Origin of the sequence: Natronomonas salsuginis (genome assembly GCF_005239135.1) — an archaeon.
Lineage (GTDB): Archaea > Halobacteriota > Halobacteria > Halobacteriales > Haloarculaceae > Natronomonas > Natronomonas salsuginis.
Genome location: NZ_QKNX01000005.1, coordinates 1 through 19,089, shown reverse-complemented (window position 1 = coordinate 19,089; position 19,089 = coordinate 1). Strand labels below are relative to the sequence as shown.

The 19,089-nt window shown below is 57.1% G+C and carries 14 protein-coding genes and 7 pseudogenes; 10 read left to right on the top strand and 11 right to left on the bottom strand.

Translation table 11 applies throughout. The annotated features are described in order from the left end of the window. Nucleotides 1-18 precede the first annotated feature (18 nt). Complete coding sequence (locus tag DM868_RS11710; RefSeq protein WP_137277066.1) at nucleotides 19-1,233, top strand: acyl-CoA dehydrogenase family protein; 1,215 nt, start codon at nucleotides 19-21, stop codon at nucleotides 1,231-1,233. A gap of 102 nt (nucleotides 1,234-1,335) precedes the next feature. Here the strand turns inward: DM868_RS11710 and DM868_RS11705 are convergent, their stop codons facing one another. Continuing rightward, entirely contained in the window at nucleotides 1,336-2,001 is a 666-nt protein-coding gene (locus DM868_RS11705) for an MFS transporter (RefSeq protein WP_170964499.1), read from the bottom strand. A gap of 42 nt (nucleotides 2,002-2,043) precedes the next feature. Further along, complete coding sequence (locus DM868_RS11700) at nucleotides 2,044-2,823, bottom strand: MaoC/PaaZ C-terminal domain-containing protein (protein WP_246049114.1); 780 nt, start codon at nucleotides 2,821-2,823, stop codon at nucleotides 2,044-2,046. On the opposite strand from DM868_RS11700, the pseudogene DM868_RS15505 reads away from it, so the two are divergent. Continuing rightward, nucleotides 2,782-3,021: pseudogene (locus tag DM868_RS15505) on the top strand (cobalamin-dependent protein); the annotation flags it as partial. The gene DM868_RS11700 and the pseudogene DM868_RS15505 sit on opposite strands and share 42 nt — an antisense overlap. Nucleotides 3,022-3,138: 117 nt before the next feature. Here the strand turns inward: DM868_RS15505 and DM868_RS11690 are convergent. The 5 genes and pseudogenes from DM868_RS11690 to DM868_RS15660 form a co-directional block, all read right to left on the bottom strand. Beyond that, nucleotides 3,139-3,369 (bottom strand): annotated as a pseudogene (locus tag DM868_RS11690) (hypothetical protein); the annotation flags it as partial. A 162-nt stretch (nucleotides 3,370-3,531) separates the two neighbouring features. Beyond that, the gene (locus DM868_RS15785) at nucleotides 3,532-3,792 is read right to left on the bottom strand and encodes a HalOD1 output domain-containing protein (RefSeq protein WP_394347530.1); all 261 of its coding nucleotides are present in this window, start codon (nucleotides 3,790-3,792) and stop codon (nucleotides 3,532-3,534) included. A 44-nt stretch (nucleotides 3,793-3,836) separates the two neighbouring features. Continuing rightward, a complete protein-coding gene (locus DM868_RS15910; protein ID WP_449289570.1) occupies nucleotides 3,837-4,073 on the bottom strand; it encodes a DUF7331 family protein in 237 nt (78 codons plus the stop codon). Between the two features lie 135 nt (nucleotides 4,074-4,208). Then, complete coding sequence (locus DM868_RS11685) at nucleotides 4,209-5,078, bottom strand: hypothetical protein (protein WP_137277063.1); 870 nt, start codon at nucleotides 5,076-5,078, stop codon at nucleotides 4,209-4,211. A gap of 940 nt (nucleotides 5,079-6,018) precedes the next feature. Then, nucleotides 6,019-6,150: a hypothetical protein gene (locus DM868_RS15660; RefSeq protein WP_281280709.1), complete on the bottom strand. Its 132-nt coding sequence runs from the start codon at nucleotides 6,148-6,150 to the stop codon at nucleotides 6,019-6,021. 718 nt (nucleotides 6,151-6,868) lie between these two features. On the opposite strand from DM868_RS15660, the pseudogene DM868_RS11680 reads away from it, so the two are divergent. Beyond that, nucleotides 6,869-7,354, top strand: a pseudogene (locus DM868_RS11680) (IS5/IS1182 family transposase); the annotation flags it as partial. Nucleotides 7,355-7,356: 2 nt separating this feature from the next. After that, a pseudogene (locus DM868_RS15780) lies at nucleotides 7,357-7,614 on the top strand (methylmalonyl-CoA mutase family protein); the annotation flags it as partial. Nucleotides 7,615-7,674: 60 nt separating this feature from the next. Here the strand turns inward: DM868_RS15780 and DM868_RS11670 are convergent. Next, a pseudogene (locus tag DM868_RS11670) lies at nucleotides 7,675-8,465 on the bottom strand (IS5 family transposase). A 121-nt stretch (nucleotides 8,466-8,586) separates the two neighbouring features. Between DM868_RS11670 and npdG the strand changes: the two are divergent. The 4 genes from npdG to DM868_RS11650 all read left to right on the top strand — a co-directional run bounded on the left by npdG (nucleotide 8,587) and on the right by DM868_RS11650 (nucleotide 13,613). Further along, nucleotides 8,587-9,258 carry an NADPH-dependent F420 reductase gene (gene npdG / locus DM868_RS11665; protein WP_137277062.1) on the top strand — a complete coding sequence of 224 codons (672 nt, stop codon included), beginning with the start codon at nucleotides 8,587-8,589 and terminating at the stop codon, nucleotides 9,256-9,258. Between the two features lie 1,349 nt (nucleotides 9,259-10,607). Further along, nucleotides 10,608-11,840 carry a Re/Si-specific NAD(P)(+) transhydrogenase subunit alpha gene (locus tag DM868_RS11660; RefSeq protein ID WP_137277061.1) on the top strand — a complete coding sequence of 411 codons (1,233 nt, stop codon included), beginning with the start codon at nucleotides 10,608-10,610 and terminating at the stop codon, nucleotides 11,838-11,840. 45 nt (nucleotides 11,841-11,885) lie between these two features. Next, a complete protein-coding gene (locus DM868_RS11655; RefSeq protein WP_137277060.1) occupies nucleotides 11,886-12,167 on the top strand; it encodes an NAD(P) transhydrogenase subunit alpha in 282 nt (93 codons plus the stop codon). Between the two features lie 3 nt (nucleotides 12,168-12,170). Continuing rightward, nucleotides 12,171-13,613, top strand: a complete 1,443-nt coding sequence (locus DM868_RS11650) for an NAD(P)(+) transhydrogenase (Re/Si-specific) subunit beta (protein ID WP_137277059.1) — start codon at nucleotides 12,171-12,173, stop codon at nucleotides 13,611-13,613. Between the two features lie 125 nt (nucleotides 13,614-13,738). Here DM868_RS11650 and DM868_RS11645 read toward each other — a convergent pair whose 3' ends face one another. The 3 genes from DM868_RS11645 to cofH all read right to left on the bottom strand — a co-directional run bounded on the left by DM868_RS11645 (nucleotide 13,739) and on the right by cofH (nucleotide 18,056). Then, complete coding sequence (locus tag DM868_RS11645; protein ID WP_137277058.1) at nucleotides 13,739-13,963, bottom strand: amino acid synthesis family protein; 225 nt, start codon at nucleotides 13,961-13,963, stop codon at nucleotides 13,739-13,741. 476 nt (nucleotides 13,964-14,439) lie between these two features. Beyond that, a complete protein-coding gene (locus DM868_RS11640; protein ID WP_137277057.1) occupies nucleotides 14,440-16,392 on the bottom strand; it encodes a 3-hydroxyacyl-CoA dehydrogenase/enoyl-CoA hydratase family protein in 1,953 nt (650 codons plus the stop codon). A 314-nt stretch (nucleotides 16,393-16,706) separates the two neighbouring features. Then, a complete protein-coding gene (gene cofH, locus DM868_RS11635; protein WP_137277056.1) occupies nucleotides 16,707-18,056 on the bottom strand; it encodes a 7,8-didemethyl-8-hydroxy-5-deazariboflavin synthase subunit CofH in 1,350 nt (449 codons plus the stop codon). A gap of 170 nt (nucleotides 18,057-18,226) precedes the next feature. On the opposite strand from cofH, the pseudogene DM868_RS15775 reads away from it, so the two are divergent. Beyond that, a pseudogene (locus DM868_RS15775) lies at nucleotides 18,227-18,409 on the top strand (IS5/IS1182 family transposase); the annotation flags it as partial. Between the two features lie 147 nt (nucleotides 18,410-18,556). Beyond that, a pseudogene (locus DM868_RS15500) lies at nucleotides 18,557-19,089 on the top strand (RNA-guided endonuclease InsQ/TnpB family protein); the annotation flags it as partial.

The following is a 19,089-nucleotide window of genomic DNA, read 5'->3' as shown; positions in this document are numbered from 1 at the left end:
GCGTCGAGTAGGTGTCGTATGGAGTACAACGACACCGAAGCAGGGCGAGAGCTTGGCGAACGCGCACGGAAATTCGTCGACGAGATCGTGTTACCGGTCGAACGAGAGCATACGGGCGAGGGGGCGGTGTCGGATGCGGCCATCGAGGAACTCCGCGAGGAGGCCCGCGAACGCGACGTCTACTGTCCGCAGATCGACGAGGAACACGGCGGCCTCGGCTACGACTTCCGGGACGTCCTCCCGCTGTTTGAGCAGGCCGGCCGGAGCCTGCTGGCCGAACGGGCGATGCGTGTCGCCGCCCCCGACGAGGGGAACATGCACACCATCGAACTCGTCGGGACCGAGAAACAGAAAGAAGAGTGGCTGGAACCGCTCGTCGCAGGCGAGATCCACTCGGCCTTCTCGATGACCGAGCCGGCCCCGGGTGCCGGGTCGGACCCGAAGATGATGCAGACGAAAGCCGAGAAGGACGGCGACGAGTGGGTCATCGACGGCCACAAGTGGTGGACCACGCAGGGCACCGAGGCGAACGTCCTCATCGTGATGGCCCGCACCGACATGGACGCCCACCCGTACAACGGGACGAGCCTGTTCCTCGTTCCGGCCGGTGCCGACGGCGTCGAGATGGTCCGTGATATCCCACATCTCGGCCCCTCGATCGTCCATTCGAGCCACACGGAGGTCAAATACGACGGCGTCCGAATCCCCGAGGAGCACCTGCTGGGCGAGCTGAACGAGGGCTTTACCCACGCCCAGCAACGGCTCGGTCCCGCTCGCTTGACCCACTGCATGCGCTATTCAGGGATGGCCAAACGTGCCCTCGACGTGGCGAAGGCGTATCTCTCCGAGCGGGAGGCCTTCGGAGGGTCACTCGCCGACAAGCAAGGCCCGCGGTTCGACATCACCGACGAGGAGATTCGGCTCCACGCCGCCGGGACGATGGTCCGTGACGCCGCCGAGAAAATCGCTCGCGGCGAGGAAGCCCGCCATGAGGTCTCCGCCTCGAAGGTGTTCACGGCGAACGTCGCTCAGGACGCCATCGACACCGCACTCCAGATGTGTGGCGGCGCCGGCATGTCGAAGGACCTCCCGATAGCGGACTTCTACGAGTCGGTTCGGTCCTTCCGCATCGTCGACGGCGCCGACGAGGTTCACAAGCGCACCCTCGCCCGCAAGTTCTTCTCCGACGTGGACCCCGAAGATGTCTCGGAGATTCCGACCTTCGGCGAGTAGCCACGCGAACTGCTACTCCACGCCGATCGGCTTCGAATCCGGCATCGCGACCAGCAGGCGGATGCCAATGTGAATGAGGAAGGTCGGCCCCCACGCGAACGCTTACGATGAGCCATCCGCCGGCCGGGCGACGATACCGACCGCCGGCAGAAGCGCCGCGATGGTGCCGGTCTGCTCTAGCGCCAGGTGCGGCCGATCCGCGGCATAGGTCAGCGTCCACGAGTTCAGGAAGATGTAGAGCACGTAGGAACAGAACCTGACGAGCGACACCAGCAGGACCGCCTGGTTCCGGAGCGCAAGTCGGAAATCACGGAGAGAGATTGGGTCGCCGGTTTGGATCGACGATGGGCGTGTGGCTGCGAACAACGCGTAGTCGCCCGTCGCGATCGCCGGATAGGCGATGAAGGGCACTTGCCAGTCGAAGGCCGAACCGAGGGCGGGGCCAGCGATCTGGCTGACAGCGTACCCGATCGGAGCGCTGGCGAGAAACAGCGTCGTCACGAAGCCCTGCCGCAGGTCGGCGAACACCTCGGCAACGACGTTGGCGCCGAGCATCAACAGGCCGTCGGCCGCCACGCCCACGACGACGCGCGCCGCGACGAAGACGTAGTAGGTGTCGATGAGCGTCCCGAGTACCGCGGCAGGACCAAAACCAGTATACTGCCCAACATCGGCCAGCGGTTGTCGTACCGGTCCATCAGGTACTGCCAGGCAGGGGAACGATGCTAGCCGGCGCGAGTATGTAGGCGTTCGTGCCGATCGAAACAAGGAAATATTCTGGAAAGACGCCCGTCGCAGTTCGCCGTTCGGTCATCCCGTTGGACCCGCTGGCGAAACCGTTGCCGTCGCATCGCCCTGCAGGACGGTCTCGCCGGTTTGTCGGGACTCGGTGAGTTCGACCGTGACTTCGGGAGCGTCGACGTCGGTTATCTCCCCACGGATGATCAGGGTATCGCCCGGCCAGACGCGGGCGGTGAACCGGGTCCGGAACCGACGAAGCGCCTCGACGCCGAACCAATCCGAGAGGAAGCGACCCGCGTAGCCGGCGGTCAGCATCTCCTGGCCGAAGACGCTCTCGTTCCCGAGGGCAGTCGTGTACTCCGCATCGTAGTGAATCGGATTGAACTCGCCGCTCGCGCCCGCATATCTGACGAAATCCTGGGGTGTAATCTCCCCGACGATGGTCGTCGGCCCTTCGTCACCGACAGAGGCCTCGGCGGCAGACTCGAGGGGGTAGCTGTCGGCTGTGGGTTGGCAGACGACTGCGCCGCTGGTCGCATCCCAGTCGAGGGACTCAGGTCGTCGGCCGTCCCTAGAGAGCGGGCTGTCCGTCTCGATGAGCGTCTCCCGTTCGGTGACGACTAGTTCACCCGCCTTGTCGACGCACTCCGTCTCTAGGACCGCGAAGGTCAGGATGTTGCCGTCGCGGCCCTCCCGTTCGAAGGCGTCAGCGAGCGTCGTCGTCGCCGAGAGGATGTCGCCGACGTAGACCGGTCGTTCGAACTTGTAGTACTGTTCACCGTAGCGTTCGTACTGGATATCGGACCCGATGTCGAAGTCCTCGGTATCTCGATTCTTTCGGGTGCTCACGACACACTCGTACCGAAAATTATCGACGGCCTTGAGCAGTATGACGCCTTTGAGGACACTCTCATACTCGTCGGTGGTATCGTCCCCGACGAGGACCGCCAAGAACTCTACGAACTCGGCGTCGATGCGATATTCGGTCCCGGCGCGTCGATGGAAGAGACAATAGAGTTCGTCCGGGGAAACGCCCCCGGCCGGTAGTTTTTCTCCTAGCAACCTGTCAGACTACTCGACCGCCTCCTCTTTCACACTAAGGTTACACCCTTCACCGGGTCAGAATTATAGCATCTAACGAGATCGGACCGCCGGAGGGTGCGATTAGCAGAACGGTAAGTTATCGTACCAACCACCTCTGATATTGGGCGCTTCCCCGCCGAACTGCTCGATGAGTTCGGGAACGACCTCGAAGAGGTCGACGACGATACCGTAGTCAGCGATATCGTAGACGGGGGCGTTCGGGTCCTTGTTGATCACGACGCTCGTGTCGGCGTCCTTCATGCCGGCGACGTGCTGGACGGCCCGGGAGATGCTGATGGCGATGTAGACGTCACCTCAGACACGCTGAACCCGAGCCCGCCCAAGCGTGGCTGCAGGCATTTGCAGTTTGCTGGAACCAGCTACTCTAAACAATGTCTCGTACAGGTCACTGCTCAGGGCCGGTCTGAGGAACACGGTAGGTCGAGTTCTCGGTGTCCGGGATTCGCGGAGCGGTTACGTTTGAATGGAGAGGCGGTCACCCGCTATGATGGTGACCGTATACCCGTCATACATGAACGTAAGGGAGATACCGGGTCGTGACCTGTTAGAAGCCGGGCAAAATAGCTTTTCCACTGCATCCCACTCGATAGCCTCGTAGAACGGTGGCAACTCGTGGGGGGTTCGTCTCCAGTACCTGGCTGAGTGCGCCGATAGACATCCGGCCAGTGCGCATGCACTCCTTGAGGCAATAGGTGTGCGTTGTCTCCGCCTCATTCACGTCCTCTTCTGCCGGTTCGTCAATTTCTCTTGGGGGGTTCTCAAACATGGTGTAGGTTATGTGCTCTCGATAACGCGTTAGTTGTGTCGGACTGAATCCACGCGGTGGGGTTCTCTAGATCGTAAATGAGGCGCTCTCCACCGCCGGTTTGAATACAGGCGTATGGCTGGAGAGTATGGTCGTCGTGGGATGTTCGGCGGTCTTGTTCCGCGTATTGGTCTGTTATAGTTCGCTCTCGCTGGGGGCCATCTGTGGAACCCGTGCCAGCCCCTGGCACGCGCGGGCTCGTGACGGTAATCAAATTTCGATTGGTTCACATCTTTGACTGCAGTTCCGTCCTACCGATACCGGGCAAGTTGGGCGATTATCTGGTCTTCGTTAGTCGTGGATTGCCTGGATTTCCGGCAGCAAATCACACCTGTACCAAGCCCGACGAGCGGATACGACGATCAATTTCCGCACCAGTAACAGTCTGTTCGTCGCACGCGCTGAGTCGACCAGTAACTAAGTCCAAGAGATTGAGTCGTTTTAGCATCTCTCGTGCTTCCTCCAAATCGGTATCAAGTCGCTGAGTCGCCTCGTATAGCGTGTGCGAGGACTGGACGACATCCTTGAGGTCGTCGACCGTCAGATCAACCGGGAAACCACCATCAGAGACGAACACCTTAGCTGTCTGTGACGATCCGGCTTGTCTAGTATCTTCGGACACCTCAACCGAGGATGTGGACGAATCCTCTGACTGTTCTGATTCGCCATCTGTCTCTGACGGCTTCTCTTCCGTAATCTCGTGGATCCCGTGCTTTATCATCTGTTGGCGGACTGCCTCCGGTGTGACATCAGATCCGAGCGCACGCTGCATCTCGACGAACGTATCATTCTGTTCGTACGCTTCCCGCAATGCGTCTGGATCCCGATGTGGGGGTGTTCCAGTATCTGCCTCCTCGGATTGTTGCTCAAGATGATCAGTGGTGATGACTTCGAGTTCTTGATCGGTGATCTCGCCTTCGAACGAGACGAGTATCGAATCATCTTCGGTCACTTCTACTTCGGTCGCGCTAAACGCCGACTCGCTATTTCCATCATATCGGAGTGGCAGCGGGACTGTAATCGATAGTGCTGCTACCAAGCTCTTACCCGACTCAATCTCAGCCGAGTTTGTAGTGACATCGGTCACCGGGGTACCGTTGTTTTCTAATGCCTCTATCGTGCCTGCCAATTCCTTCAGTTTGTGACTGAGAGTGCTCATTTTGTCCCTTTGTTGGTTCGATATTGTAACGGGCATCTACAACCCATCTGCTCTGGTATATCAAACCATGGTTGCCAATGGGGTATCCGATATTTATATCTATTGTCAGAGATTTTTAAAAAGCTTTAAAACAGCCGGTTTTAGTTAAGAATATAACATTTTCTACTACGAAACCAACCATGAAATTCTTCACTCATTAGTCAATCCAAACTGATCGTATCCACGTCCTCGTAGCCTTTTGGTGGGTTGTGAGCCATCGTCTTCAGGATGATCTCGGAGGAACCTTCCCCGATACGACGGACGCGGGCTTATCCGAGGCACCGTTCTAGGGGGAGGTCCGCATCGACGCCCATCCCGCTGTGAATCTGGATCATCCGTCGAGTCGCCGACTGGAAGTCGACGGTCGATTTCGTGTTTTCCACTGGATTGCCTGTTGCTGGTCAGTAAGTCGCCCCCGACTTCGTGGTTGTTAGCCCACTCGATGCTCATCCGGATCGACAGGTCGATCGGACCCAGACTGTTATTACTGTTCCCGATGCGTGGCTGATCATCAATCGATCCAGCGGGTGCTGACCGACTTTTAGACGTTCAAGAACTGACTCGTGACTTCCAAGACACCGACTTGTTTCTCTCCCTGATGCGTACACCAATGGTAAACAGAAATTTGCGTTTTTACTTAGTCGGATTGGTTGTATCTGTTTTCATGTCCCACCGGTACTGTCGACCACGCCAATTATGATAAATATTCTTAAATTTTATCGAAGAAGTCAATCGTGTTTTCTAAGAGTAGACGCAGGTTCTGTATTAAAATGTAAATAGTATTATTGATACTGCCCAAATATCTGGCATGCCGCTTTAATGACCTTCACAAAGGCAAAACAGGGAGTATTGTGGGGCTATTACAGGAAAGAACTCGTAACTGCTGAACGTCCGATTTCCTAGGATAACAAATTTAATTTTGTTATTCTAATATGACTCAGATTTCCCTGACGGTGTCTTTGCTCACCTTTTGATGTTTTTCGGCGGTTGTCTCGATCTGTTCAGCTTCAACTACGCTCCCGCTGGTCCGACACGTGACGGTATCGTCGGGCAGCAGGTCGTCGTTCACACCATCGTTTTCCGTGGGTGTTTTGATGGCGTCGACGGTGCCGTTCCCAGTGTTTTCGAGTATCTCCTAGTTGAAGCTGATGACGCTCTGCAGTTCATTTACGTCCGATTCCACCGATTCTGCGAACGGAAAGCGCCCCTTTGATTCAATTTTTTCTGTATTCTTGACTCTATCAGCTCAAGAGGTGTATTAATCCTTTGCAGCCACTATTGAAATATCAAAACCAATTTGCTTATTGATATTGTATAGAGTACTCACAGCCACCCTATGCAAAGAGATTAGAAACATCGCACTGATTGTTACGGTCTTCATGGATGACTTGGATTTCGACGATTGTTCTAAACCCGTCGAGAGTAAATCCATTCCCGTCGCGGAGTTGTTCGAGTTTGTCTTCAGTGACAGTAATCACTCGCCTGGGGAACTTCTAGACATCATCCGTTCCCCTCTCAAGTGGGTTGGGTTTGGATGGTGTGTTTTCGTCCCCTCGATAATCCTTTTAATGAGATTTCGGTGGTAACGTTGATCTGCCCGCTCAATCCGAACCGAACTGTGGCTAGTAACTAATGAATTCACTATCAGTGAAAACCATCCGGGCTCTAGAGGACGTGAGAGTGTACAACAGGTGGTGATATGTTGATGAGATTTTATACTAACAGTTGATTTGGCAAAAGGATCAACTAATGATATCCATATGAAAGTGCTGTAGAAGAATTACCACATCAAAGAGCAGGAGCACCTCCGCTTGGAGTTTCTCGTTCAGTTCGGCTGGTCGTCCCGGCGGAGACGGAGCGAACACGAGAGCACGAACCAACAGCGCTAATGCGTGGCTTCCTCCATTGCTACTACAAGGACATCTACGGCATCCGCCCAGTCGAACGAGAGCTTCAGAATACTGTCGTCTGGCTCAGTTGCGGCTTCGACCGACCGCCGTCAAGAGGCGCGGTCGGTTTCTTACCGATTTTCGACCCCGTCGTTAACAAGGTGTTCGACCACCTCGTCAGGCAGGCCGCCCGCCGTGGCCTGCTCGACTTGACTTACAACATCATTCGGCTGATGCATGGCCGATGCCTGCTGATCAAGACGCGTCAATGTGCTACAATCCAACGGTTGAGGAGTACTACTACGGCTGCACGATTGTCTCGACCGAAAAAAGATCCCGATCGCAGCCGAGTTTACTGAGAGCAAACAAACTCGAGAGGAGACAGAGAGCGTATCAACGTCGGCGTCAACGAGCATCAGGTCGACGAGGACATCAAGGAGGTCAGCGAGGAAGAACAGCGCCGACAGCGGGAGCGCGTCCGGTAACTCCGCGCTGGGCGCGACAGCGAGGCAGTCTAGGCTGCCCTCACGGACCTTGGAGAGGCCGCCAAAGGTAACGAGAACGTCATGCCCTACATCGTCGATGCGGTGAAGGCCTACGCGACGTCTTGGGTGAGCCGTAGCGATCTTGATCGAGGTCCATGAGGACTATCTCCAAAAACATCTCTGATGAGGCCATGGTAAATCACCATACTGCGGTTGGTTTCACTCCATGATAGCACGCTTGGTATTGTAGACGATACACATCAGGGCGATTTCACGGAGCTCACGATCTAGAATTGCGCACGCTCGGCGACGCCGTGCGTGCGCTTGACCACCGAAAAGACGGTCTCAGACAGTGTTCTCTCGTTATAAAGAGTCTCACCGACCCGCGGTTATGCGTATGATCAACGGGGTAGAACTCACGATGCTTGCTCAGCAATCTCACGTTCTCATTCCTGAGTCCTGGTAATCGTTTCGAGTTGTTACCTTTGTCCGCAGCGAGGCTGTGCAACTCGCCCGCGTTATGGCAGGCAAGTTGGAAGCCGATCTACGTGTCGTGACGCTGTTCTGTCGTGCAGTGAACGCGAGGTAGCCTGTGATGCTGTATCGACGAGCATGGTTGTTTCGAGTGTCTGAACGCGATAATTCGTGCGGTGGTAGTAGTGTTTGCTCGCGTTTTCGCGATCGAAAAACGTCGTATCCATCGCTTCACGACTAGGTGGCTCGCGCAGTACCACTCGCCAGACTGCCATCTTGATCCTATCAAATGCCTTTATTAGCGTCGAATTATCAGCGTGATCGGCCTTTTCAAGATCGATTTTCGCTAGTATTTGTGGCATTTCGCTCAAGAGATTGAGCGCTTCGCGGTAGGACTTCTCCAAGTAAATCTGGAGACAATGGAGCGAAACAACGGCGTAGTCGGCGAAGCCGCCACCACGCTATGGGGGGGTGGCTTGGCGTTGGCCACCAGTAACACTTTTATCCAACGCGACCTGCCCCGTGTAGCGGGAAATTTTGGAGGTGAGGCATCTGTCGTTCCCCGCTTCAACGCCCTAGTTGTGACGAATCAAGGCGGCATTACTAACAATTTACCAGTTCCTGTTTCTTTATTATCGACACACTCGTACTCGACGTGTGCGTATTGCAATCCTTGGCGGGACTGGCGATATCGGGGAAGGTCTTACGGTTCGATTCGCTTCCGAGACATCTCACACTATTCTCGTCGGCTCGAGGGATGCATCCAAAGCCGCCGACCGAGCGGGCACGTACGAATCTCGCCTGGCTAACCACGGTATCGAACGAACTATCGAACATGCTGATAATACCGCTGCAACAAGCAATGCTGACATCGTAGTGCTCGCCGTACCTCCTCACCATGTAGGTGATACTATCGAAGCGCTAGTCGATCAAGAAGTGTTGACCGATCAGTTACTTATAACCCCTGCCGTAGGGATGCGCGGAGACGAGTCAGGTCTCCATTTCAATCCACCGTCTACGGGGAGCCTCGCCGAACTAGTGGCCAGGTGTGCACCAGCGTCGACAGCTATCGCAGGAGCGTTTCATAATCTCGCTGCCGACCGCCTTGCAGACCTCAATGCTGACCTTGACGTCGACACCCTTGTAGTGGCAAACGACGAGAAGGTGCGTCAGCGGGTCATCGATCTTGTAAACGAACTTGCCGGAATACGGGCCCTGAGTGCTGGGCCGCTAGCAAATGCAGCTGAAGTTGAAAGTGTGACACCACTGGTTATCAATATTGCCCGCTACAACGACGATATGCACGATGTTGGCGTCAGGTTCACCTGAACCACTACAGGAGTATAGAATGTTCACCACCAAATCGGTCTACCAAGATAGCAGGTCACGCTGGGATTCGAAATAGGACTAGTGAACGTCTCGTCCCAATTCATTCTATCGACACGTAGCTAAATACCGTATCGGGTTCATGTCGAACGTGAAGCTCTTAGCTGCTAGAACGCCTTTGTACGGGCCTCCAGACTGCGATATCGGCGTCCCACACGTTGCCCTTGAAGGCATCCTCGGCGTTGTATCGCATAAGACGGTGATAATTGGTTTTTTCCGGAGAGCGGTGAGAGACTTAAAATCTGCAGTCTCTGGAAGTCTCTTCCCGGAGCGTACGCGATTCACCTACGTCCTGTTCACTCCCGATTCCGACCAGCCTTGGGAACTCGTCACTCGCCGAAGAGGCAAGACCCTCCCGGTATTAAGTGACAGTGCGCGAATCGAGCAACTTATCAGCGACGCGCAAACGGTATTTGATCACCGTCCAACAGAGTTGGGGCAGGGTTAAGATCGAAGACGCCGCGCTTCTACAGTTACAGAAGGCCTGTCGGTTACTCGCCGGCGCCGAGGCACGTCGGGACGCCAATACTACACAATCGTGATCGAGGCATCGTTCGTCGCTATCGAATGAACCGTTGAATTCCGACTGCTTGAACGCGGATAGATGCGCCTAGATGGTCTTCTAAATACACATCTAGGAATGTGCCAAGAGGCTGCAGCGACCGGTGTCTTTGAGGAATCGATGGCCTCGAAGGAGTCGAGATCATGTTAGGACGTCTCATGGATGTCGTGTGGAAGGTAGTGGATCAGGGCGAACACGAGTCCAGTAACTTCCCGTTCGCTCTCGGAGAAGTGGTCAACAGAGTCCTCGTAGACCGTCTCACCGGCGTTGGATCAGACAATCTGCAGGTCTCGCCGCCGGCCTTCCGATCGAACCAGATGTGCTCTAAGTTCTGGTAGTCGAGGGGGCCGAGGACCTTCGACGTGTACTTGTTGAAGCGCTCGACAGCCCCTTCCTGATGTGGTCGGGCCGCCTGAGAAGTTCCTGAAGGCGGTTGCTGGCGGCCTCTTGGTCAGCCTCGAGCGTTCGCGGTCGTCGAGGCGGGACCAAGTGCGATCGATCCTATCCTCTACGTTCAAGAGCCCGCTCTCGCGCTGTTCGAGGTCGAACGTGCAACAATCCATACTAGCAATAGCGTGTTAGTCCTACTATTCCCCATGTTTTATATTACCTCGCAATACAGTACACCGCACTGTCTGTGAGCAACACACATGAAACAGTGCATGGAGCGGTCTAGTCTGACGAATCGATGGGCGTTTCGAACTTCGAGAGGGGAACGGGTGAATCCGCCGTGATAGTCGGTGTTCCGGCCGAAACGGCCCCAAACGAGAAGCGTGTCGCGATTACTCCGGCGGTGGCCGAAGACCTCGTCGGGGACGGGCACGAGGTCGCAATCGAAACCGGAGCTGGTGAGCCTGCGAACTACCACGACGAACAGTACGAGGCTGTCGGCTGTACCGTACTGGATGACCGTGACACCGTGTTCGAGCAGGCGGATATTGTACTCCAGGTTCAGGCGCTCGGGGCCGCGACCGACGGGATTGCCCCCTATGACGAGGGACAGGTCGTCGTTGGACTGCTTGGTCCGTACGATATCACCGACACACAACTCGAGACGCTCTCTGATCAGAGCGTCAGCGCATTCGCCCTCGAACTGATGCCCAGGATCAGTCGCGCACAGAGTATGGACGCGCTGTCCTCGCAGGCGAGTCTCGGCGGCTACCAGGCCTGTCTGTTGGCTGCAGAAGAACTACCGAAGATGTTTCCGATGGAGATGACTGCCGCGGGGACGATTCGCCCAGCAGAAGTATTCGTTATCGGCGCGGGTGTCGCGGGGCTTAAGGCCATCGCGACAGCCGAGCGCCTGGGTGCGGATACCCGTGGACACGACGTCCGGTTGGAGGTCAAACAGGAGGTCGAGAGCCTCGGTGCAGATTTCGTCGAACTCGACTTGGAGACCGAGGGCTCCGGCGATGAGGAGGGCTATGCCGTCGAGATGGGTGAGGAGTTTTACGCAGAGCAGCGACGGCAGATGCAGCGGGTAGTACCGGAGTCGGACGTCATCATCACGACCGCAGCCATTCCTGGCCGGCCCGCACCAGAAATCGTCACTGCGGAAATGATCGAAGAGATGGACGCTGGGTCAGTCATCGTCGACATCGCCGCGCCGACAGGTGGGAACTGCGAACCCACGGTGGCCGGTGAAACAGTCGAACACGCCGGCGTCACCATCCACGGCCCGACCAATCTGCCGTCACAGATGAGCAAAACTGCCAGCGAACAGTATGCGAACAACCTGCAACACTTCTTGGAGAACCTATTAGGCGAAGATGGTAACATCGACTTCGATTTCGAGGACGAGATCATCGATTCGACGCTACTAGTCCACGACGGGACTGTTCGCAACCCACATCTCGAAGACGGAGTCAACGAAACACCTGCAGAAGAAGCAGCGACCGACGACGATGAACCAACACCCAAGACCCAAGCGACCAAGGAAGCGGAGGAGACAGATGCCGAATAACGCAACTGAAACGGGACGGGATGACCACCGAAATGAGGTTAAGAAATGACCTTTGTCGAGAACCTGACTATTTTTGTGCTCGCAGCATTTGTCGGCTACGAGATCATCACGAAGATTCCTACGAACCTGCACACACCGCTGATGTCGGGTGCGAACGCCATCTCGGGCATTACGCTGCTCGGGTCGGTCGTTGTCGCGGGGTCGGGATCGACTCAGCTTGCGACGGTACTCGGGTTCGTTGCCGTGGTTATGGCAACAATCAATGTCGTCGGTGGCTATCTAGTAAGTCACTTCATGCTCGACCAGTTCAGCAAGGGGGGCAGGTAACCTATGGCCGGTATTCTCGGTGGTCTGACCCAGTCAGTCCTACAACTGACCTATTTAGTCGCAGGCGTCTTTTTCATCCAGGGACTGCGCGACATGACTCATCCCCGGACAGCGACTCGCGGGAACATGATCTCTTCAGCGGGGATGTTCTTGGCGGTCGTCATCACAATCCTCTGGTTCGAGATGCTCTCGCCGCTTGTAGTCGGTGCTGGTATGCTCGTTGGGGGCGGAATTGGTGCGTGGCTGGCGGTGAGCGTTGAAACCACAGAGATGCCACAGCTTGTCGGCCTGTTCAACGGCTTTGGCGGCGGCGCCTCTGCGGTCGTCGCCGGGGCGGAACTCGTTGACGTACTGGCCTCCGGCGGCTCACTCACACTCGGACTGACAGCGACAGCCTCGATTGCGGGCATCATCGGTGCCGTCACGTTCTGGGGTAGTCTCGTCGCAGGGGGTAAACTCCACGGCGTCGTCGGTGACTCGCCGGTCAGCGACACCGTTGGGCACGCCATCAAGGTCTTCTTTTTCATCGGGTCGGTGGCAGCTGGCCTGTTCCTCGTGGTGCAGCCCGACATGTTCGGGTCGGTGCCCTTGGCTTCGTTTTTGCCGTCGTATTGGGTACTGGTTGCAACGGCTTCCATCCTCGGCGTCTTCCTCGTACTCCCTATCGGCGGGGCAGACATGCCGGTGGTCATCGCGCTGCTGAACTCCTATTCGGGACTGGCGGCGGCGACAACCGGCTTCGTGCTGAACAACACGGTCCTCATCATCGCGGGGACGCTCGTCGGTGCGTCGGGGCTCATCCTGACAGTCATCATGTGCGAGTCGATGAATCGCTCGCTGACGAACGTCCTCTTCGGTGGGCTCGGCAGCGGTGACGACAACGTCGAGGACATGGAGGATATCTACGAGGGCAACATCACAGAAACCTCCCCGGAAGAAGTCGAGATGCTCCTGGAGACCGCCGGTCGGGTCGTCATAGTCCCTGGCTACGGGATGGCCGTTGGCCAAGCCCAACACGCGGTCGCAGAACTGGCCGAACTGCTGGAGGAAGACGGCGTCGACGTAGAGTTCGGCATCCATCCGGTTGCCGGCCGGATGCCCGGGCACATGAACGCGCTCTTGGCGGAAGCCGATGTCTCCTACGAGAAGATGCGGGAACTCGAAGATGTTAATCCGATGTTCTCACAGACAGATGTGGTGATCGTCACGGGGGCCAACGACGTCGTCAACCCCAGCGCCAACGAGGATACCGACAGCCCCATCGCGGGGATGCCCGTCCTTGACGTCGCCGAGGCACAGACAGTCATCGTCAACAAGCGCAGCCTGAGTCCTGGCTTCTCAGACATTCCGAACCCACTGTTCGCTCGTGACAACACGAGTATGCTGTTCGGTGACGCCAAGGAATCCATGCAGTCACTCGTCAACGAGTACAAGGAGTCGCGTTAGTACGACCGCCCGTGAGTTGATCTTTCGTCCCCCTTCGAATCCCACGTCACCAGTAACAATATCACTATCGTTCAATTAGGTCCGACTGAACGGAAACGCACCGGGTATTCACCGCCTTTGTCGTTCTAGTTGTCTCTTTTGTCCGAATCTATCGCGGTGTAGGTGGGCTGGGAGACGATCCAGTTTGATACGAAAAAAGGTCTCCACTCAGTCGTTGAAGTCCTCCTTTTGGAAGCTGCCAATTCGCGGGCGTGAACGACCACAGTGAAGTCGATCTCGTGGGCAGTCGGAGTGTCACTGAACTGCACTTCGATCCCGTCGAAGTGGGTCCGAGCGTACTCGTTCTCCATATAAATTAAACGACATACGTGATCTCCCCACTCTCGGTGGTGTCTTAACCGAACTTACGGTCGCAGAACAGCCGATACGTCGTCCCGCCGGTCGCGACGACCTTTTGTCTCATCTTCGTGGACGCCCGTCACCTCACACTCGGTGATGCCCATCGAGTAACCGGCCCGAACAACTTGGCCCCGACGCGGATATCGTTCGTCGCGGGGCGGACCTGCCGAACGTTGAGCTCAGTCGTCGTGACTACGGCACTTTATTGCCCGCCAAACGTCGACTGCAGGACGAATCCCCAGGCGGTATCAATGGTGGTTGCGGTGGCGCTCCTATGGAGTTCCTGGCCCAATGTTCGGGAAGCCCTCATCGAACGGTATGCTAAACACGGTACGCCCCGCTCCGTGACCTCGATGTCGATGTTTACCATTGGAACCGCCCGTACTCGCGGAGACCGTCGGACAACTCCTCGATATCTTCCCGGAGCTCATTTGCCCTCGAACTCGGGATCGCGATTATCAAGGAACGCTGAGGTACCTTCCTTCGCGTCGTCCGTGGAGAGGAGGATACCGAAGGCTTGCGATTCGAGTTCAAGCCCCCCAGAGAGGTCCTGATCGCGTCCCTTATCCATTACCTTCTTCGCTTTCTCAAGTGCGATAGGTGCACCGTAAACGAGGTCGTCAAGGAACTCCTCGACGACCTCGTCAAACTCGTCGGGGGCGACGGCACGATTAATGAGGCCCCAGTCCTCGGCCGTTTCGGCGTCGATTCGGTTACCGCAGAGCACCAACTCCTTCGCGCGGGCGTCAGTTAACATGCGAATTACCCGTTGTGTGCCGCCGCCACCCGGAATGAGCCCGAGGTCGATCTCCGGGAAGGCAAACTCGGATCCCACGGTAGCAATGCGGAAATCACACGCGAGGGCGAGCTCGTGGCCGCCGCCGAGACAGTAGCCGTCGATCTTCGCGAGCGTTGGCCGCGGGAAGTCGTTGACCGTCTGGAAGACGGGCGCCACCTCGACTTCGGAGGGTTCAATGCTGGCGAAGCCGGTGATGTCCGCCCCCGCCGAGAACGCTCGGTCGCCCGCACCTTCGAACATGACACAACGCACGTCGTCTTTCGGCGTGTTGTCGAGCAGGTGGACGATTTCGTCTGACAGGTCCTGGCTGAGTGCGTTGAGCCGCTCGGGGCGGTCGAGTTCGATTTTGAGCAGCCCATCCTCGGAGAGTTTGTAGTTGAGCGCCGAGTAGTGGCGGTCGCCCGAGTCGCCGTACTCGTAGAATCCTGCGCCGGCGTCTTCGCCGGTGTTGCCAGCCTCGACCAGGTCGACTATGTAGTCAGCGGGATCGTACCGCGCCTTGCCGTACTCTTCGCGCAGTTCGTTCAATTTGTCGAGGACAGTATCGAGCCCCATCTCGTCGGCGCGGCGACAGGGTCCCTTGGGGAAACCGGTGCCGAGGCGCATCCCCTTATCGATAGCGACGGGCGTGGCGACGTCGTTCCCTATGAGTTTTGCGGCCTCGTTGACTATGCGAGCCTCGATGCGCAGGGTATCGACATCCTCGCCCTGCCCGGCCTCGTAAGTGGTGCCCTCGCTGTCCTCGTAGTCGTAGTAGCCTTTACCGGTCTTCTTTCCGAAGTCCTCGGCTTCGACCTTCTCCTCGACGACCGGTGGGACCTCCTTGCCAGCCTCCTTGCGCATGTGATAGCCGGTATCGATGCCGGTCAGGTCCGACAGCTCGAACGGACCCATCGGGTAGCCCTGGCGATGTACCATCGCGGCGTCGATTTCCTCGACGGTCGCAACGCCCTCAGAAACCATCCAGCCGGCTTCGTTGACGAACGGCCCGAGAACGCTGTTGACGACGAACCCGTTGATGTCCTTGCGGACGTAGATGGGCGTCTTTTCGATGGTTTCGGCGAATGTGTACGCGGCCTGGGCGGTCTCGTCGGAGGTCTCCTCGCCGTAGATGACCTCGACGAGGTCCATCTTCACCGGTGGGTTAAAGAAGTGCATCCCAATGACTTGCTCCGGTCGGTTGGTCGCGCTGGCGATTTCGGTGATGGACAGCGAAGAGGTGTTCGACGCGAGGATGGACTCTTCGGGTGCAAACTCGTCGAGGTCCGAGAAGATGTCCCTCTTTAGGCTCATTCTCTCCGGGGCGGCCTCGATGACGAGGTCGGCATCTTGGACCGCCGTCTCGAGGTCGACCTCGGTGTCAATACGGCCCATGACTTCCGCCGGGTCCTGGTCGACGAACCCCTTCTCCGCAAGCTTCTCGACGGACCACTCGATGTTGCCGTAGCCCTCCTCGACGAGATCCTGTTCGATGTCGCGCATCGTGACGTGATAGCCCGCGAGCGCGACGGCTTCGGTGATTCCGTGTCCCATACTGCCAGCACCGAGCACGGTGACGCGCTCGATGTCGCTAACATTCATACGAGAGCACCTGACGAGGGGACCCACTTAAGTCCACCGCCAGTCTTTATTGGTATTAGAATTTATCGAATAATTCACTAGTCTCTTTGTATATTTTCGTTATCTGGGCGTCGCGGTAGAACCGCCTTGTGGGGTGGGTCGTAACGTAGCCAACGCTACCGTGACCTAAAGGACTCCGTCGTCCACCGACACTTGGCTACAGAGGTACTCCGCCATCGATGCGAGTCGGCCGGCCTCGTTATCTTATCATCCGCGACGTGGCTCGCCCGTACGATTCAACCAATATCTCCGGGGAACTCTCTGAATCTAACTAACTACTCAAAGAGCGGCGTTCCGTTGGCTTGGGGACCAAGCTCGGGACCGAACGGCGGGTTCGTCGGGTCAATCCGCCGACGCTGCTCGTAGTCGGTTGAGCGTTCGACTGGTGTCCGTCCGACTGCCGAAATCATCTCGACGTACTCAGCGACCGACCGCGCCTCTCCGAAATCCCCGCCGGCCCGCTTAGTAATCTCCTCGGAGAGGATCGTCCCCATGAAGTCGTCGGCACCGCATGAGAGCATTTTTAACCCCAACTCATCGCCGTACTTCACCCACGAGGACTGGATATGAGCGATGTTGTCCAGAAACAGCCGCGAGACTGCGATCATGAGCTCGTCCTCAGCAGTCGTGGCACCACCCGAGACCATTCCCCGTTCGGCTAGCGGCGTCTCTGAATGGACAAACGATAGTGGAACGAACTCCGTGATGTTGCCAGTCCGGTCTTGGAGATCGCGGATCCGCTGTAAGTGCCTGACCCGGTGCATCTCGTTTTCTACGTGGCCGTACATGATAGTGGCCGTCGTTGGCAGACTGACTGACGCGGCGGCCTCCATCGCTTCGAGCCACTCATCAGCGCCGATCTTGCCGGGACAAATCACCTCCCGAACCTCGTCGACGAGGATTTCGGCAGCTGTCCCTGGTACCGAGTCCAGTCCGGCGTCGGCCAATCGCTCATACACCTCCCCGTAGTCCCAGTCCACCCCGCGGCGGGCATGGTAGGCCTCCTCGGGAGTCATCGAATGGAGGTGAATCTCGCCGACAGACATCGCTCGCATCTGTTCGCAGTAGGTTCCTGGATCGACCTCGTAGGCAGTGGGCGAGTGGTAGTTCAGGTCTTCGCGGTCGCTGGCCTCGAGGACCTCGCGATGTTCGTCGTCGAGCGCGAACGCCGGATGTAACCCTGACACCGATGTTACCTCGTAGATTCCCAGATCGATAGCATCCTCGACGATCTGGCCTGATTCTGCGGGCGTTTTTGTGAACCCGCCGTGTGACTCGTTGTTCACGGCCCGGAACTTCTCTGAACGGTCCTTGAAGTTGCAGAACAGACAGCCCGTATTACAGGCCGTCGTCACGTTGTTGTTGAGATTTGCGACGAAGGTTACCTCGTCGCCGACCACCTCGGCCCGCCGTTGGTCGGCCGCCTCGAGTACCAGTTCCTTCCGCTCGGGATCGATTCCCAAGTGATCCGTGCCCGTCGTCAGCAACTCTACGCCGTCGGCGACTGTCAGGCGGTCCCTCGCTCGGGCTTTCGCCAGCGCGTTCTCGAAGGACTGGTCCGTCTCCGGTTGGTGCTCGAAGTTGTACTGATCGCGCGGCACGTTCGTAGTAAGTGCATGCGACATTCGTGATTAATGACTGATGAACGGGAACTCATTATAGATAGGTGGTCCGCCTGTCAATGGTCAGCGGTGGCCCTTTAGACCCGAAGCGGGCACCATGGCGGCAGGTACTGCTCTATTGAAAATGGCGGACAGCGAGGGGATCACTCCGTAATGAGTTTGAGAAGGCGATTATGGGCGTCGCTCTACTCGACCTCGTTGAGACAGCACTACGTGTAGCTAAACAAGCGTTGGGGAACCAAGCGGGCAAGCCCGCCCGAGTCGGGCTTGCCCGCGAGGCCCATATCGTCGCGCACTGCATTCGCAAGGAAGAAGGCCACAGCTACGCCGAACTCGTTGATCGGGTGACTCTTATCGAAGTCTCAAGGCTAAAACCCCGCCTGAAGGGCGGGGATACAGCCGACAATTCTTCCACAAACCACCGTCGATGGCAAGGTCGGATATTTCACGCCAACCGACACTATTAACAAAACGGCGTTCATAACCAGTTATGAAGCCAAAAAATAAGTCGAACTATCCGAACCTTCGAGGCCACGATTACGAACCAGCAACAGGTTCGTGACGACCTCGACCAACTCGGATGGGCCGCCTCAAAACTCTGGAACGTCGGTCGCTACTACGCACAAGAACAGTGGGACGAAACGGACGAGATTCCCGATGACGGGGAACTCAAAGCCGAACTCAAAAGCCACGAACGCTACACGGACTTACATTCTCAATCCAGTCAGCGCGTTCTCGAAGAACTCGCTGAAGCGTTCAACGGCTGGTTCGGCAAGCGTCGGAACGGCGACGACCGTGCCCGACTGCCCGGCTACCGAAAAAACGGAGACGCCCACCCGCGTTCAACCGTGTCGTTCAAAACGGCTGGCTTCAAGCACGATACACAGTTCACCCGTGTTCGCCTCTCGAGAGGCCGTAACCTCAAAGAACATCGTTCAGACTTCATCCTGTGCGAGTACCAGACTCGCCCGGATGTTGACCTGACCGTGTGGGACATTCAACAGGTTCGGGCCGTCTACAAGCGAGACGAGTGGCG

Bases quoted from the DNA above. Each gene is read 5' to 3' on its own strand.
- DM868_RS11710 (WP_137277066.1), top strand. From the start codon at position 19: ATGGAGTACAACGACACCGAAGCAGGGCGAGAGCTTGGCGAACGCGCA.
- DM868_RS15785 (WP_394347530.1), bottom strand. From the start codon at position 3,792: ATGAGGCGGAGACAACGCACACCTATTGCCTCAAGGAGTGCATGCGCA.
- DM868_RS11685 (WP_137277063.1), bottom strand. From the start codon at position 5,078: ATGCCCGTTACAATATCGAACCAACAAAGGGACAAAATGAGCACTCTC.
- DM868_RS11655 (WP_137277060.1), top strand. From the start codon at position 11,886: ATGACCTTTGTCGAGAACCTGACTATTTTTGTGCTCGCAGCATTTGTC.
- DM868_RS11650 (WP_137277059.1), top strand. From the start codon at position 12,171: ATGGCCGGTATTCTCGGTGGTCTGACCCAGTCAGTCCTACAACTGACC.
- DM868_RS11645 (WP_137277058.1), bottom strand. From the start codon at position 13,963: ATGGAGAACGAGTACGCTCGGACCCACTTCGACGGGATCGAAGTGCAG.
- DM868_RS11640 (WP_137277057.1), bottom strand. From the start codon at position 16,392: ATGAATGTTAGCGACATCGAGCGCGTCACCGTGCTCGGTGCTGGCAGT.
- cofH (WP_137277056.1), bottom strand. From the start codon at position 18,056: ATGTCGCATGCACTTACTACGAACGTGCCGCGCGATCAGTACAACTTC.